Raw genomic sequence first — 15,742 nt, 5'->3', positions numbered from 1 at the left:
CAAATTAATGCAGACAGGTTAATATAGCTTTCCGCATGTTGCCTTTATGCAACGCTAAGGCTGTACTTATACTTGCTCCGCAGCACAGGGCAACGGCTTGTAAGCTTTGCTTTTACACCTAAAAAATGCATCTTCACTTTTATACTTTAAATCGCTTTGCAGTAATATGATGTACCGCTTTATACTTATGGCTTTGCTTGGTGCTCTTTTTTTGATGGGGTGCAGTAGTGAGCCCGCACAGCAGGAGGCAGAGCAGCAGGAAGCAGCACCCGAACAACAACCTGCCCAACCCCAGGATAATACCGTAAGCTACACAGAGCAACTGGTAGCCGGGGGCCTGTCTTTTAAAGTGCGCACCACCGGGCAGGGCTCGCAACGCAGCCTTACAATAGTAGTAGAGCGGCCTGATGGGCAACCTACCCAGATAGACGAAGCCATTGAAGGCAGCGTAACTAATAGCGTAGTTACCGACCTGAACAACAACACTAAACCCGAGTTGCTGGTGTTTGTGAGTGGCAGCGGTAGCGGCAGTTACGGCAAAGTGTATGGCTATGAGTTTGAGCGTGAATATTGGGGAGAACTTACAATACCGGCATTACCCGCCGAACTGGAGAAAGACTACATGGGCCACGATGAATTTGAAATAGGAGACAACAGGCTGGTACGCACTTTTCCTGTTTACCTCGAAACCGACCCCAACTGCTGCCCCACCGGCGGCAAGCACCGCATTACCTATATCCTGGACAATGCCTTAAACTTTGTGGTGGAGAAAGTAGAGTAACTTCTTTATCTGTAACCTGCCTGACTCTAAAAAGATTTGGAATAGCGCCTGCTCCATTAAAGTATGAAACTCGTAAAACTAGTAGCTCCCTCACTTTAAAAACTTAGCCCTATGTCAGAAGAAGAACTGGAATTGCTACGCTACCCTATCGGCAAGTATAACCCTTCAGCTAATGCATCTGATGAACTCCAGGTGGAGCAGCATATTTTAGCCATTGCCCAACTGCCAGGCAAATTGCGTGAGGCAATAGCCAACTTAACTCCAGAACAGCTAGATACGTGCTATCGCCCCGAAGGCTGGACGTTGCGCCAAGTAATACACCACATCCCGGATAGCCACATGAACGGCTATATCAGGCAGAAACTGGCGCTTACTGAGGATGTGCCAACCATACGCACTTACCATGAAGATGAATGGGCTAAATTGCCGGATAGTTTACTTGCCAGCACCGACATTTCGCTTGCACTAGTAGAGGCGCTGCACCAACGTTGGGTAGTTATGCTTAAGTGCCTTACGCCAGAGCAGCTAGAGCGTAAATTTACACACCCGGAATCAGGGGAAACAACTATACGGCAGCACATTGGTGTATACGCATGGCATGGCGAGCACCACCTGGCTCAGATCACAAGCTTAATAAAGCGCAAAGGCTGGGCTAAAAATGCTCCGGCTGCCACCGGAACGGCTGCGTTGGTTTAACGGCTGCTCAGCAAAACTGGCTGGTACTTAAAAATATTTGATGTTTGTCTGGTCGCGCAGTTCTATGCCGAGGTCGTCGGAGATTTTCTCCATTAGCTGCAGCGCCTTTTCTTTGGTATGCTCCTGCACCAGGTGCAGTTTAGTGCCGTCTGCCAGCTTTAAAAATCCATCGTATTTTATACTTCTGAACTGTGCCGTAGAGGCCCTGGACTCTGCCGTGTGGTTATACTTGTTTTTGTTCAGGTACAGAAAATCAACTCCGGCCAAATGCTGCATCTTCCCGAAAGTTATGCCTGCCAGCAACACACCTGTTCTGTAAGTCCTGTTGGTTAAATCTATTTCGGTGCGGCGATAGGTAAACTGTGTTATAAAGCCGGCGGGTAACAAAACCCAGGCAGCCACCGAACCATTGTACACACTAAGAACGGCAAAGGCTGTAGCCATCCAACCAAACAACCTGGCAGTAGAGCTAAAGTAGTGGATGGTTTTGTAGCGGTGTAGGATAGTTTCCATGCGCGGGGTTTGCTAAAGTATACTTTAGTTTTGCTTCTTCGGCTGTATGCGTTGCCGCTTTTCGTTGTACAGGCCAATTAGTATGCTGTTGCCCTGCGCATCTACCTTTAAGCCGCCATACTTGGCCTGCTCGAAAGCCGGAGCCTGCCCCTCCTCAAAAAAGTATGATTCGGCTCCCAGGTTAATGGTCCAGTTTGTTTTGCTATACTTTAGCAGCTGCTCATGCGGGTGCAGCGGTGTTTCATTTTCCTGGAAACGCACCAACTCTGCCACCTTGTTTTGCTTAAGCCTTAGCACTACGTACCCTTTCTGGCTGAGGCTGTCGAAGAGTTCGGGCCTGCTGATGGCATAGCTCAGGCGCATGTAATCGCCCTGCATTAGAGAGCGCGGATCTACGGGGGCCAGTTCCAGCAGCACCAGTTCACCTTTTTGGAGTGTCTCCTCCTTCTCCACCACCGACAGGTTAAACAGCGCCAGCACCAGCACCAGGTTGGCAAGTATGATCCATCCTTTTTTAGTCAGCATCGTTTTTCAGGAATTTATTCAGTAGCACAAACCCACCCAGAAACAGCAAACCACTCGCCACCAGCACCCCGGATTTAGCAAGCAGCGTCATGTTGAGGTCGTAATAATACATCACTACAAAGTATACCAACGCCAGCAAACCAACCCAGAAGCCGGGCCTGTGCCCAATGTAAAAGCTGGACAGCAGCACTAGCAGCGCTCCCGGAACCGAAGGTGCAACTATGGTTGGACCCAGGATAAGTACCGTACAAGTATAAATGGCAACCCGCGTTTTAGTGTTTTTTATGCCCGCATGCTGCATCACACTATAAACCAACAGCAGCAAACAAAGTGATAATACGGCACCAGATATCCAGAAATGCCCTATAGCGGTAGATAAAAACTTCTGATGCACCAGCAGCGCCAGCATGAGCAACAGCGAGAAAACCACTCCCATGAGTACGGGGCTATACTTGGCATTTAACTTTGCGTGTAAAGAAATAAGCCTGGCCTCGTTCAGGCTGATGTAGGTAAGTATAGCCGCCAGCAAGGCAATGTGCAGGTGTGCCGCATTATCGATTTTATGGATAACCAACAGCCCCAGCAAACTGCCATTAAGCACCAGCACGCCAAAAAAGACGCAAATAGCACTCCTGGACAACACCACAACCAGGGCCGCGGCACCACCCAGCACACAGGCCACAGCTGTGGCATTATCTGTAAGTTGCCCCACACCCATACCCAGCAGTATATAGCCTATAATGTTCAGCGACACGCCAATAGAATCTGCCGCAGCTTCTGTTTTGCTACGGATAAGACTTTCTGCCCCAACCAAAAGGGCTGCGCCAACTACTGCAATGGCTACCGGAGAATCATACAAACCTGCAGCAGCCAGAAAACCAAGAAAAGTAGACGATGCAAGAAGGCCACCGAGTATGGTAAGCACCTTCATCGCCAGGCGTGATAGCTGAAAATTGCTTTGCTGTGCCTCCTCCTCAATTTTTGCCCTATTATAAGTAAAGCTTTCGCCTTGCTCCTGGGCTATCTCGTGCAGCAGCGCGTCCAGGTTTTGTGTTTCAGTATTTGCCATGCCACTTGCGGTTTAGCTTGCCCAGGTATTGTATAAGTAACGTAATACTGCCGATCACAAACAGCGTGGCTACCATCAGCACAACTTCCATTAAATGCTCTCCCATTCTAAGTATGATGCCTGTAACCACAATGATGGCACTAAAGGGAATGGCAGAAAGGTAGAAAAGGTCTTTTGTGCGAAGGCCATGCCATATGGCGACTCCATACATGCCAACACCCAGCAAATAAGCCAGTCCAAAATCTGCTTTAAATTCTGAAAAAAGCAGCGAAATCATACTTAACGTGATAGCACTTATAGCAGCCAGGCCTACCACTCTCGGAAACCACCGGTGTTGCACACGAACACGGCCTTTGGCAGCTAAAAACTCCCACACCACTACCGCAGCAGCATTAAGTATAAACAGCACATCGAGCATGGCGGCAAAAGACCAATGGGTGGCTACCTGCTGCGTGTAAAGTATAACGGTAGTGTTTACCAACGCCAAAAAAATAAACCACAGCGGCTGAAAGTTAGCTACCAGCACCCACAGCACCACAAAGTATACCCACCCCGAGAAAAAGTCGAAGGCGTTGGCGCCTGTCTGGTAAATTTGCCCAAACACGGCAAACAGTACCCCCACCAGCACGGTACTCGCTGTTAAAAGCATGTTTTTGGTTGTTTTGCTGCCCTTCCAGAAAAGCGCCGCAGCAGTAGTGGCTACCAGCAATAACTCAATCAGGCCAAGCTTTACAAACTTGTGCATATCAGCCCAGTTGTAGGCAAAAAAGAAGATAATGCCCGCCAGCGTAAAACTCGCTCCTGCCCCCAGCAAGAACAAACGTATAAAACTGGTCCAAGCGTGAGGAGTAGCGTGTATTTTCTCGCTCCGAAGCTTTGCCGCTATACCTGCTGCCTGCCAGTTGCTGTGCCGGGCAATAGTATAAATCAGCTCGCGGGTAATGTTGCCTTTCATAGTTTTGGGGCAGTATGGTTATTTAAGTTACTACAACTGAGCCGTATAAGCAATACTCAAAGCCGAACAACCTAAAAGATTTTGCTCCTCCAGGCAAGGTCATTTGGTCGGATAGCTTTCTAAAACTTTGGCGGGTTTTACTTCCCGAAACTTACTACGGCCTGCTCTGCCAGAATTGTTCTTGGCGCCACAGTTAAACCGTAAATATCGTTCAACTCCTTTTTTAACTCATGGAAATTATGCCTCCTAAGCGTAAAGTTGTACGTGGTTGTATCTGCGGTTTTGTCGTGGAGGCTTACGGCAAACGTCTCGCCAACAGATTTAAGCATATCCGCCAGCGTCACGTTTTCCATCTCTATACTTTTCTCCGACACTTCTATTTTAAGTTGCCCTGGCTTGGGTGCTGCATGGCTGGCAAGTATACTTTTGTTTTTCACCTCCAGGTCCCATACTTCCTTTTCAAACTCAGAGGTGCTGATCTCGAAGTTGTAAAGTTTCTTTAGTTCATGCAGTATCACTTTGCTGCTCTGCCCCGGGTTATTTGCACCCTCTTTTTGATGGCCTTTGTAACTCAGGTTGATTACTTTGTTCAGGTGCCCGCTTTTGCCAAACGTTACAGCTACCTGTTCCTGCTGCAGCAAGCTGCTGATCACTTCATCCAGCTTCTTATTTACAAAGGCGATGGAGTCGGTGGAGGCGTATAGCACCGTGGAGGTATTGGGGGCCATCCGCAGGTGTTCTTCTACTTTTAGCGTATAATGTTCGTTGCTGATGTTTAGCTTTTCTTCCAGGTTACCCATAAAAAGAAGCCCTAGGCCTATAAAAAACAAGTTGTGGGCCGCATGCAGAAAATATCCCCAAAAGAAGCCATACTTTACACGCATATAGCCCATGAACAAACCTCCTATTACCTGCGGTGCCACCAGCAAAGGAGCCAGTAAAAGTATGGCAGTAGAGTACTCGAAGTTGGTAATATGAATTAGCCCAAATACAATGGCTACGCCATAAAACACCACCCTGTAAGCTTTTGGCCATACTTGCTCCAGGTAATTGCCCAAGGCATATGCATTAATAAAGTATAAGATTACCAGCGCGGCAAGCACCAGCGAAGCACCAAGCGCCCAAAGAACCGGCAAAAACTGGAACAACACGATTCCTGCAATTAGCACCAGTACCACAAACAGGCCAGCTATAAAACCGCGCCTGAACCGCAAGCCATACCTGAAAATAAACTCCTCTACCAGCGGCACAAAAGCCACCCCTACCAGTAGTACGCCCCAAACAGGCAGCTCTCTCATAAATTCCGTAACGGCGTGATTGTCGCTGCTATACAAGTTAAGCTTTTCTAAACCGGTAATAAGCCCGGCAAGTACAGTACAAACCAAAATATCGATCAGCAGCACCTGTAGCAGCACGCGCAGTTTGCCTGCATGGCCTATATCAGTTTCTGGCTCGTCGGCTGGGTTTTTAAGAAAATCCCAAAGGGCAGCGGCAGTTTGGGTAAGGGCGCGCGAAAATGTTGTAAGCATGTTTTTCAAGAGTAGGAGATGTGCACTTCTATAAGTTGGATTTTCTAATATAGGAAAGTTTATATACAATCCAGCCTTTAGCCTACAAAAAAAACGGCAGCCGCTTTGTAGCAACTGCCGTTTTCATGGTAATTTATACTTTGTTTTATTTGCTTGCTGTAATTTTCACGGGAACTTCCATGTTCTCCCAGCTAAGCACCAGGCCTTCTTTGGTTACATCATATTTCAGGCGCTCGTTCATACTTTTTGCTTTGCGGGGCGTTACCTCTGCGCGTAGTGCATCCTGCTTCTCGTCGTACTGCGTACCCCATTGTTTGGTTGTTTTGTTCAAAATAACAGTCCATTTGTCTTCGCCGGGTATTGTATAAAAGCTGTACGTTCCGGCTGCTAGCGGCTTGCCTTCTACCATCACATCTTTATCAAAAGTTACCGTAGTGGCCTCGTTGGCACCGGACCGCCATACTTTTCCGTAAGGCACCAGTTCGCCCCACACCGTACGTCCTTTTACAGATGGGCTGCTGTAGTTTACGGTTACTGTCGTGTTTCCTATTTTACCTGTGGCGTTAGCGGCAGGGCTTGCTTTTGGTTTTGCATCCTGGGCCCAAGCGGTTGCCGTAAAGAATAAGGCCACCAGTAACATGGCCAGCGTTGTAAGGTTTCTTGTGCTCTTCATAGTATTCGTTTCGATTAATAATTTTTTAATATCTGACATACAAATAGTATAACTACGGAATAACGCAGCGAAGGTAGCGTATAGTATAAAACTCTTGCTGCCACTTGTTAAGTATGTGCTGCACAGGCTGGCAAAATGGCGTTGCACTTGCCTTGCCAGCTAGTTACGTATAGAGGAAACTATTGAGAAAGAATCTTAACCGGTTCACAAACCCCAGTTGCCATTTTATCCGTGTTATAGATTATGCCATCAACTAACAGAAAAAATAAAAACCAAAGCAACAGGCCAAAACCGTTACGTAGCAGGAGCGATAAAGTATATAGCCGCACACCGGTGCGTAAAAGCGGGCTCAGGCATACAACAAAGTTACGCAGGGTAAAAGGCCGAAAGGCTACAGGAGCAGCCACAGTAAAAAACGCGCAGGGAAGGCTTAAAAACTTCAGGCAGGCAACCGTTCTGGCTGTAGCCATAACAAGTTTTATTATGCTGCTTTTTGCCCCCAACGATGCTATTCTGGCGCAAGACGATACGCTGCAGCAAACCGAAGCACAGGACACAGCAACAGCCGGCACAACCCTACCGGATACCGTTACTGCCGATACTGCCTCTGCTGTTGCCGCAAGCAAAGAGGCCGCAGGCGAGGCAATAGGTTCGCTGCAAAGCCTCTGGAGTAGCTTTCTGTACAACCTGCCCAAAATGCTGATCGCTTTGGGCACGCTGTTGCTGGCCTGGCTTTTAATTAAAATACTTAAGGTTGTGCTGCAAAGGGTGCTTGGCCGCTGGCACAGTTCCAATGCTATTATTTCCTTAACATCTATTGCCGTATGGCTGCTTGCTATAGGCGTGGCTATTAGCGTGGTGGCCGGCGACATTCGTGCTTTGGTTGGCTCGCTGGGGTTAATTGGCTTGGCCTTGTCGTGGTCGCTGCAAACGCCGATAGAGAGTTTTACCGGCTGGCTGCTGAATTCTTTTCAAGGGTATTATCGTGTAGGAGACCGCATACGGGTAGGCGATGTGTTTGGAGATGTGTACCGCATTGATTTCCTGACAACAACAGTTTGGGAGATTGGCGCACCTTACCAGCCAGGTTTTGTGTATGCAGAGCAGCCAACGGGCCGGCTGGTAACCTTCCCTAACAATGAGATTCTTACTGGTACTGTTATCAATTTAACACGCGACTTCGCCTATGTTTGGGACGAGCTGGCCGTGGCCGTCGCAAACGAGTCAGATATTGCCCTGGCCATGCAGGTGCTGGGTAACGTGGCCGAAGCATTATTAGGCAATTACATGGTAACACCTGCCAGGCAGTACTCCAAACTGCTAAAGCGCGCCGGCCTGGGAGATAATATAGCTGATAAGCCGCAGGTCTTTATATCGTTGGAAGATTCCTGGACCAATGTTACGATACGGTACCTGGTTGGGGCACGGGAACGGCGCAAGTGGAAAAGTGAATTAACGCTGCGTATTACCCAAGAACTAAACAAACCCGTATATCTTCACAAGATCATCCCAGTTTACCCAAGGCAACAGGTGCAGTTTATAGACCCTGATGGCGTGCCTGTAGCGGCAAGATTCACCCCTGAAAATGGAAAATAAAACCTAATAGTACATTCCTGATTTTCACTAAAGCATTTAAAATCACAGATTTCCTTCAGATTAGCGTTTTAGATTTGTATTGTAATTAATTTATTAAATTCTAAATCAGATAAGTATGAAAGCAGCAATAATTGCATTTGCATTGATGGGTAGTGGAGCTTTTTGGGCAGTAAATGCTCAGGATTTAGCAGAGAAGGATGTACCGCAGGCTGTAAAAACTGCCTTGGCTCAGAAATATGCCAACGCCACAGACCTGGACTGGGAAAAAAGCGGATCCAACTACGAAGCTGACTTTGATGTAAACAAAGTAGACCACACCGTTATACTTGATCCATCCGGTAAAATTGTAATGGCCAAACGCGACATTGACAAAAAAGACCTTCCGCAGACGATAAATAATGCCATAGCACAAAAGTACAAAGGCATGCGCCTGGATGACATAGAAGTAGTAGAGCGCGACGGCAAAAGCTATTACCAGGTAGAGCTTGACGAGAAAGGCAACGACCGCCATCTTGTTTTCTCTTCGGATGGCAATGAAGTAACCGAACCAACATACTGGGACTAAGCGCCAGCCTAAACCTGTATGTACAAAATGCCTGCAACCACTACAGTTGCAGGCATTTTATTTTACCTGGGGTTGCCACAGATGAAAGCTTAAGGTTACTAGTATAATGAGGCAAAAACACTATAATTCAGCTAATAAAATAAAGGTAGAAATCTTCCCTCTCAGCATCTACAGATATGCATTTTTAATACATTAAAATATACTAATATTGCAGCTGGTTCTATCCTTTTAATTTATGAAAAAACTTTTTACACCATTTTATACTTCCCTACTTGCCATTATTTTATTGGCGCCATTATCTGCTTCAGCACAGCGTTTATCACGGCTTATGCAGGAACGCGCTAAACTTTATGAGGATTGGGAATACTATAACGGCCAGAATAACGCATTCTTCGGTGGCAAATCCAATAAAGACCTCTCCAACATCATTCAGGTACAGAAAAGCATTATCGATAAAGACAATGAAATAATGGAGGAGGTTAGAACCTTAAATGTGAACACGCAAAAAGGTTTAAGGGCAGAACTGGAAGCATCTCAGGACCAGATTGCATCTTACAAAACTAAAGTCGGCAACCTGGAGACCCAGTTGGCTACTACAACAGAGTTGTACAATGACAGCCTCTCAGAAACTGCCAGCCAGAGCAGCTACAACAATATATCTTTCATAATTATCCTTGCACTATTAAGTACTACAGCTTTTATGGCATTTAAGCTCCGAAAATTAGCTGGCCGGCAGGAGGAGCTTTCTGATCTATCGATTTCGAGCAGGATAACATACGATGCAGACGACTATATAGCTAAACTCGAAAAAATAGGTAAGCTAAAAGATAACGGGCTTATTACAGAAGAGGATTACAAAGTACAAAAAGACAAAATACTGGCCGCACTATAACCTAAAGATAAACGTTTCCCGCTTGCATATCACTTATACAAAGAACCACAAAAACGGTATATTAGTATACACTTAAGCTTAAGCCAAACTTTGCCGGCTAAAGCCAACCAGAAACAAAACTCCGGTCGTGCAACTAATACCTCAAACGGAAACGAAGCTAAAAACCCGGCTTGCCCCTACCCCCAGCGGCTACCTGCATTTGGGCAATGTGCTGTCGTTTGCCATCACCTGGGCGCTGGTACGCAAACGCCAGGGCATACTTGCCCTCCGCATCGACGACCTGGACAATGTACGTTTCCGGCCGGAGTACCTGCAGGATATTTTTGATACCCTCGATTTTATGGGGATTGACTATGATGAGGGGCCACGCAACGCAAAAGACTTTGAGCAACACTATTCGCAGCACCTGCGCCTGCCTGCTTACCGGGCTTTGCTTGATAAACTGGTGCAACAGAATATGGTGTATGCCTGCCCCTGCTCCCGCAGCCAGATTGCAGCTGCTTCTCCCCAAAGTTTATATCCCTTTACCTGCCGGGAAAAACAGTTAGCACTACATACTGCTGGTGCGGCCTGGAGAGCCCGTGTCCCGTTTAATACTTCCGTCACACTTAAAGACAGTATACTTGGCAACTGCACCATAAAGCTCGACCAGGTAATGCCTGATTTTATTGTGCGCAGAAAAGATGGTATACTTGCTTACCAGATTGCTTCCCTCTCCGATGACATAAGCATGGGCATCAACTTAATTGTGCGTGGCCAGGATCTTTTACAATCAACAGCTGCCCAGCTGTTTTTAGCGACACAAACCGGGGCTGCATCCTTTGCGAAAACTCAGTTTGTGCACCACCCTGTTTTGTGCACCACAAGCGGCAGTAAGCTATCCAAGTCTGATGATGCCCTCTCAGTATCTGAAATGCGAAAGGCCGGGCTTACACAGGAGGCGCTGTGGATTAAACTAGCGCGCATTCTAGGCTGGAAAGATGCCGGCATCACTACTGCGCAAGAATTCCTGGATAGGTTTACGCTACAAGACCTGCCACTACAGCTGCCGCCAGCAATAAAGAGGGATAACGTATACCCTCACCCTGTGCACCCGTAAGTATAAGCCTTACAAATTAAAACACGCATGCGCGTACTCTGGAACTACCTGCAGCCCCACCGCGGCTTGGTTATACTATCGTTGCTACTGGCTGGCGTAAGCCAGGTGCTGGCCCTCGTAGACCCCATCATCTTCGGAAATATTATTGATAAGTATGCCACGCCTCCCTTTACTATGTCTAGCGAGGAACGTGTAAAAGGCGCACTATGGCTTATGCTGCTGGCGGTGGTGGTAGCGCTGCTTTCGCGGCTGGCAAAGGCATTTCAAGAGTATTTTACGAACCTGGTGGTGCAAAAATTTGGAGTACAGATTTTTAACGATGGCCTGAAACAAACCTTAAAGCTTTCGTACCAGGAATATGCTGACCAGAACAGCGGCGAAACACTTTCTATACTTCAGCGGGTGCGCCGCGACACCGAACGCTTTATCAATGCGTTCATCAACATCATGTTTTCTTCGCTGGTTGGCGTTGGCTTTTTGGTGTGGTATGCCATTACCAAGCATTGGGCCCTGGTTCCGATATTTGTTATTGGCATGGTAGTGCTGGGCGGCCTCACCAGCTTGCTTAGCGCCAAAATAAAGACCATGCAGCGCTCCATCAACAGGGCTACAAATAAAATGTCTGGGGTGATAACAGAATCGTTGCGCAACATTGAGCTGGTAAAAAGCCTTGGCCTTACCTACCCTGAAATACGCCGTCTGCGCGAGCACACCGAACGTATTTTTGAGCTGGAAATGGAAAAAGTAAAGCGTGTGCGCACTTTGTCTTTTCTGCAGAGCACGGCACTAAACCTGCTCAAGCAATCCATACTTTTCACGCTGCTTTGGCTTATATTCAGGGATGTGCTTACAACCGGCGAGCTTATTTCGATGCAATTTATCTCTGTCAGCATCTTCGGGCCGCTGCAGGATATGGGCACCATCATACTTACATACCGCGAAGCAGAGGCATCGTTGCATAACTTTGATGAGTTGATGAACAAGCCTGTAGAAACCCGGCCCGAGTCGGCGATAGATGTTGGCCCGCTGCAGCAGCTCCGATTCCAAAACGTTGTTTTCCGCCACAAGGGTGCCCCTCAGAACTCCGTAGACGGGATCTCTTTTGAAGCCAACACCGGCAACACCATTGCCTTTGTGGGACCTTCGGGTTCAGGTAAATCTACGCTGGTAAAATTGCTGGTGGGCCTATACGTGCCAGCAAGCGGCGAAATATACTTTAACAACACGCCTGTAAAAGAGATATGGCTGAATGAGGCAAGGCGGCAGCTAGGTTTTGTAACGCAGGAAACCAACCTTTTCTCAGGCACTATAAAAGAGAACCTGCAGTACGTAAAGCCCGACGCTACCGATGAAGAAGTATACGCTGCCATGCAGAAAGCATCGTGCACAAATATACTTGCCCGTTCCGAAAAAGGCATTCATACCCAGATTGGTGAAGGCGGCCTTAAAATGTCGGGTGGCGAAAAGCAGCGCCTCTCTATTGCTCGTGCCCTTATTCGCAACCCGCGCCTGCTCATTTTCGATGAGGCCACCTCTGCCCTGGACTCTCTGACAGAAGAAGACATTACCGCAACCGTTCGGCAGATTTCTACTCTACGCGAACAAATAACCATACTTATTGCCCACCGCCTTAGCACCATTATGCACGCCGACACCATTTACGTGCTGGAGCGCGGCAAAATTGTGGAACAAGGCAACCATGCAGCGTTAGTAGCGCAAAAAGGTTTATACTATGCCATGTGGCGCCAGCAGATCGGGGAACGAAAGACGGAGTTGATCAGGTAATCTGTACCTTTGCATTCTTATACTGGTAACGTTTTATACTTCTGACATTACATGCACGGCTCTAACAAACTTGTCCCTAATATCACGCCACAGATCACCACTCCAGACAACCAAAAACTAAGCACGCTACAGCAGGAGTTTAACCATAAAACGGAGCAGATAGAGCAACTGAAGCAGGAACTTGACACCAGGCGCCAAAGTATAAACCTGGCCCAAAGGCGCATTGAGAAGGAGTTACGCCCCATTATACAACAGCAGCTGGAGAAACGCGTGGAGCTGGCCCGATTGCTGGATGAGGCATACGCACTCCCACTCTTCAGTTTTCGGGAAAAAGAGAAGCTGGCCATACTTATCGAGAACATCACCTTTGACCTGATCTCGAATTATGAACGCAAGGATATGCTTGAGCTACACGACAAGTATGCCGAACTAACTTATGCTGAGCGCACCGCTTTTGCTGCTGAAGATGAGGGAAAAACCATACTTGACGAGGAGCCAAGTATAGAAGATGAGCTGGATGATTATGAGCGGATACAGGCCGAACTGGACCGGGAGATGGAGCGCCGGGAACAGGAAAAACAGAACCGACAGAAAAGCCGCAAAACAAAAGCGCAATTAGCCAAGGAGGCCCAGGCAAAGGCCGAGCTCAGCAACATCAGCAAAGCCAGCCGCCGCGTGTACACCGAACTGGCCAAACAACTGCACCCCGACAAAGAGCAGGACGAGACTAAACGCGCCTGGAAAGATGAAGCCATGAAACGCGTAACCCACGCCTACCACCACGACGATTTCTTTGAGCTGCTGCGCCTGCAGATGGAGTTTATGCAGGAACAAGGCCAACCCCTGGAAGCACTACCTGATGAGCAACTGCAGCACTACATCAAAATACTGACCGACCAGGTAGATGAGCTAAAAGCAACGCTCCATACGTTAGCAACCGAACCCGACTCAGGCTTTTACACCCGCTTTTGCGGCACAGCCAAGCAAATGGACCAGAAATTTAAATCTGCCAAAGAAGACCTTCACCGTGAACTGGAGCAGTTAAAGCAAAACCTCCGCACGTTGCAAAATGACCCGCAGATGATAAAGGTATTGTTGAAGTAGGAAAACGCATTTTCATACCGCCAGTTTAAGCGCAGCGGTAAAGGTGGTGAAGTATAGCAGCCAGTTTGTAAAGGCGAAAGTATAGATATAGAAAACTTAGCTCTTCCGGATTTATAATCCGAAAGTTTTCTCCTATCAGGATTTATAATCCGCTTTTATACTTTTGAAATAACAACCTGCTTTGCTAAAGGCGATGTAAAGGTCGGATTACAAATCCTCGCTGTAAGTGCTTTCGGATTGCAAATCCGAAAGAGCGGAGCACCCAAAGAGGGCACCAAATTTACTTAGTTATCTTGATTTGCACTCTTTTCCCTATCTCTTTCAGCAGTTCAACATTATCTTTTGGGGCAGGTAGCAGACCATTAATACGAATATTTTCTTTGCCCCAATAAGTTGCAAAACTGCCATTTACACCCATCTCTTCCACTTCTGATTTTGGAAGCATATGCCAGATATAAAGCGACTTAGGTAGTACTGTCAGAGCCGGAACAACGCACGTATCTGAAGATGAGCCACTAATGTAGCTGTAACGTTTAGTAAGTTCTTCATCAAAGGTTCTTGCATTACCCGCTATCAAATCAAGGTAAGCAGTAGTAACGTTGCTGTTGATATGTATTACACTTAATACAAGTGCAAAAACTGAAGGAATCATAATAAACTGGCCTAAGGCATCTATTTTGACAGATTTATCCGAGAAATACTTGTTTAGAATCAGCTGGAGAACATAAAACCACCCAAGTATAAAATAGAAGTATATTACATTCTCAACCCTTGTTCCGGCCCTAGCCCCAGTTGCCCAGGAAAACACAAAGTACATACCTGCAACAGAAACAATATAGCAGCATAAAGCGGCACGATAATCTGCATCAAAAACACCGTTTTTCCCCTTGTCCTTAGCAATCGGAATTCCCCACATTAACGTGTAAACAATACTTGCAACCGCCAAAATACTTCCCCACTTATAAAATGCCATCAATGTAAAGCCTAGCGCCCCAGCTAAAGATATAACTAGATTAGATGGATTGGCCTGCGTATGCATACGAGCATAGTTTCCTGGAGCCAAGGCTACTGTAAGGCCAGCCACTACATAGATAAGTAAGAGTATAAGCAAGTAAAATCTAGTGGGAGATCCCTTCCTCCAGGTTGTGTAAAGTATAAATGCAAGCAGCATAACCGTACCTACCATCGACATCTCATTGAGACCTATTACTGCTACACCCAAAATAGCAGCTAGTGCACCATAAATTAACTTAAGCTGCTTCCTATTATCATGCAGGAGATAGTAGAGGCAAATGCACAGCAGCAAAGTAAGAATATTTGCAAACTGATAGGCTGCATAACTTGAAAACCAATATAAACCTTGTGCGATGTCCGGCATTTGAACAAGATACATGCTTATAAAAAGCAAACACATGGCCCCTAATTCTGATTTGCTGCAATAATCTTTGTAAACAGTTTTAACTGTAAAAAATAGCGTTGCCAGCATAATAGCCAACAAAGCAGCCGACAAAGCTTTATATGCTGCTAAGGAGTGGTAAATAAGTGGGTTTATGCGTGAAACAGCTGTAGCAAAAAAACGGCCAGACCAGTTGTTGTATACTGCTACCTGTGTTTCCCAAAAGCTATACTTTAGATCTCGCAGCGCAAATTGATAATCGTCGAACGAAGGATGATTGTAAAATGCAAGGAGGAAGAAGGGAAGCACAACAAAAGCTCCTATCATCAATAGCGTAAGTGTGTAATACGGTTTTGTAGCCCCTAACCCAACAGACATGATGTAGTTTTGATGATAAATGAAACAGCAATATACTATTCGTAAGCTAAGGTCAGAAAATTAAGTTTAAATCATCATGTGTTAATTTCTGATTGCAGTCAATCAAAAGTATCTTTCCCCCGCAACCTTCTGCTCCTGCTTCCTGTTCAGATAAAACATTAACTTGTGGTATCTTTGTAAAGATGA

At 46.6% G+C, this 15,742-nt stretch carries 15 protein-coding genes; 8 read left to right on the top strand and 7 right to left on the bottom strand.

Annotated elements, in window-relative coordinates; all coding sequences use genetic code 11:
* Positions 1–106: 106 nt before the first annotated feature.
* Positions 107–781 (top strand): hypothetical protein, encoded by a 675-nt coding sequence (locus Q1A23_RS09480; RefSeq protein ID WP_299822384.1) that lies wholly within the window; start codon positions 107–109, stop codon positions 779–781.
* Between the two features lie 111 nt (positions 782–892).
* Positions 893–1,477, top strand: a complete 585-nt coding sequence (locus tag Q1A23_RS09475; RefSeq protein WP_299822382.1) for a YfiT family bacillithiol transferase — start codon at positions 893–895, stop codon at positions 1,475–1,477.
* A gap of 27 nt (positions 1,478–1,504) precedes the next feature.
* Here Q1A23_RS09475 and Q1A23_RS09470 read toward each other — a convergent pair whose 3' ends face one another.
* The 6 genes from Q1A23_RS09470 to Q1A23_RS09445 form a co-directional block, all read right to left on the bottom strand.
* A complete protein-coding gene (locus Q1A23_RS09470) occupies positions 1,505–1,990 on the bottom strand; it encodes a hypothetical protein (RefSeq protein WP_299822379.1) in 486 nt (161 codons plus the stop codon).
* A gap of 24 nt (positions 1,991–2,014) precedes the next feature.
* Positions 2,015–2,515, bottom strand: a complete 501-nt coding sequence (locus Q1A23_RS09465) for a GDYXXLXY domain-containing protein (protein ID WP_299822376.1) — start codon at positions 2,513–2,515, stop codon at positions 2,015–2,017.
* Positions 2,505–3,584 carry a DUF4401 domain-containing protein gene (locus Q1A23_RS09460; protein WP_299822373.1) on the bottom strand — a complete coding sequence of 360 codons (1,080 nt, stop codon included), beginning with the start codon at positions 3,582–3,584 and terminating at the stop codon, positions 2,505–2,507. The genes Q1A23_RS09465 and Q1A23_RS09460 overlap by 11 nt, the downstream gene beginning before the upstream one ends.
* The gene (locus Q1A23_RS09455; protein WP_299822371.1) at positions 3,571–4,539 is read right to left on the bottom strand and encodes a DUF2157 domain-containing protein; all 969 of its coding nucleotides are present in this window, start codon (positions 4,537–4,539) and stop codon (positions 3,571–3,573) included. The genes Q1A23_RS09460 and Q1A23_RS09455 overlap by 14 nt, the downstream gene beginning before the upstream one ends.
* A 137-nt stretch (positions 4,540–4,676) precedes the next feature.
* The gene (locus Q1A23_RS09450) at positions 4,677–6,068 is read right to left on the bottom strand and encodes a CPBP family intramembrane glutamic endopeptidase (protein WP_299822368.1); all 1,392 of its coding nucleotides are present in this window, start codon (positions 6,066–6,068) and stop codon (positions 4,677–4,679) included.
* A gap of 145 nt (positions 6,069–6,213) precedes the next feature.
* Complete coding sequence (locus tag Q1A23_RS09445) at positions 6,214–6,741, bottom strand: DUF2911 domain-containing protein (protein ID WP_299822366.1); 528 nt, start codon at positions 6,739–6,741, stop codon at positions 6,214–6,216.
* A gap of 243 nt (positions 6,742–6,984) precedes the next feature.
* On the opposite strand from Q1A23_RS09445, the gene Q1A23_RS09440 reads away from it, so the two are divergent.
* The 6 genes from Q1A23_RS09440 to Q1A23_RS09415 all read left to right on the top strand — a co-directional run bounded on the left by Q1A23_RS09440 (position 6,985) and on the right by Q1A23_RS09415 (position 13,782).
* Positions 6,985–8,337 carry a mechanosensitive ion channel domain-containing protein gene (locus tag Q1A23_RS09440; protein ID WP_299822363.1) on the top strand — a complete coding sequence of 451 codons (1,353 nt, stop codon included), beginning with the start codon at positions 6,985–6,987 and terminating at the stop codon, positions 8,335–8,337.
* A 115-nt stretch (positions 8,338–8,452) separates the two neighbouring features.
* Entirely contained in the window at positions 8,453–8,902 is a 450-nt protein-coding gene (locus Q1A23_RS09435; protein ID WP_299822360.1) for a PepSY-like domain-containing protein, read from the top strand.
* Positions 8,903–9,137: 235 nt separating this feature from the next.
* Positions 9,138–9,794 carry an SHOCT domain-containing protein gene (locus Q1A23_RS09430; protein WP_299822357.1) on the top strand — a complete coding sequence of 219 codons (657 nt, stop codon included), beginning with the start codon at positions 9,138–9,140 and terminating at the stop codon, positions 9,792–9,794.
* A gap of 127 nt (positions 9,795–9,921) precedes the next feature.
* Positions 9,922–10,893: a glutamate--tRNA ligase family protein gene (locus Q1A23_RS09425; RefSeq protein WP_299822354.1), complete on the top strand. Its 972-nt coding sequence runs from the start codon at positions 9,922–9,924 to the stop codon at positions 10,891–10,893.
* Positions 10,894–10,920: 27 nt separating this feature from the next.
* Positions 10,921–12,678: an ABC transporter ATP-binding protein gene (locus Q1A23_RS09420; protein ID WP_299822351.1), complete on the top strand. Its 1,758-nt coding sequence runs from the start codon at positions 10,921–10,923 to the stop codon at positions 12,676–12,678.
* A gap of 51 nt (positions 12,679–12,729) precedes the next feature.
* On the top strand, positions 12,730–13,782 hold the full coding sequence (locus Q1A23_RS09415) for a J domain-containing protein (protein ID WP_299822348.1): 1,053 nt from the start codon (positions 12,730–12,732) through the stop codon (positions 13,780–13,782).
* A 280-nt stretch (positions 13,783–14,062) separates the two neighbouring features.
* Here the strand turns inward: Q1A23_RS09415 and Q1A23_RS09410 are convergent, their stop codons facing one another.
* Positions 14,063–15,505 (bottom strand): DUF6056 family protein, encoded by a 1,443-nt coding sequence (locus tag Q1A23_RS09410; RefSeq protein WP_299822945.1) that lies wholly within the window; start codon positions 15,503–15,505, stop codon positions 14,063–14,065.
* Between the last annotated feature and the right edge of the window lie 237 nt (positions 15,506–15,742).

The sequence above is a fragment of the uncultured Pontibacter sp. genome, from assembly GCF_947492645.1.
GTDB lineage: Bacteria > Bacteroidota > Bacteroidia > Cytophagales > Hymenobacteraceae > Pontibacter.
This window is presented reverse-complemented; position numbering and strand designations above follow the sequence as displayed.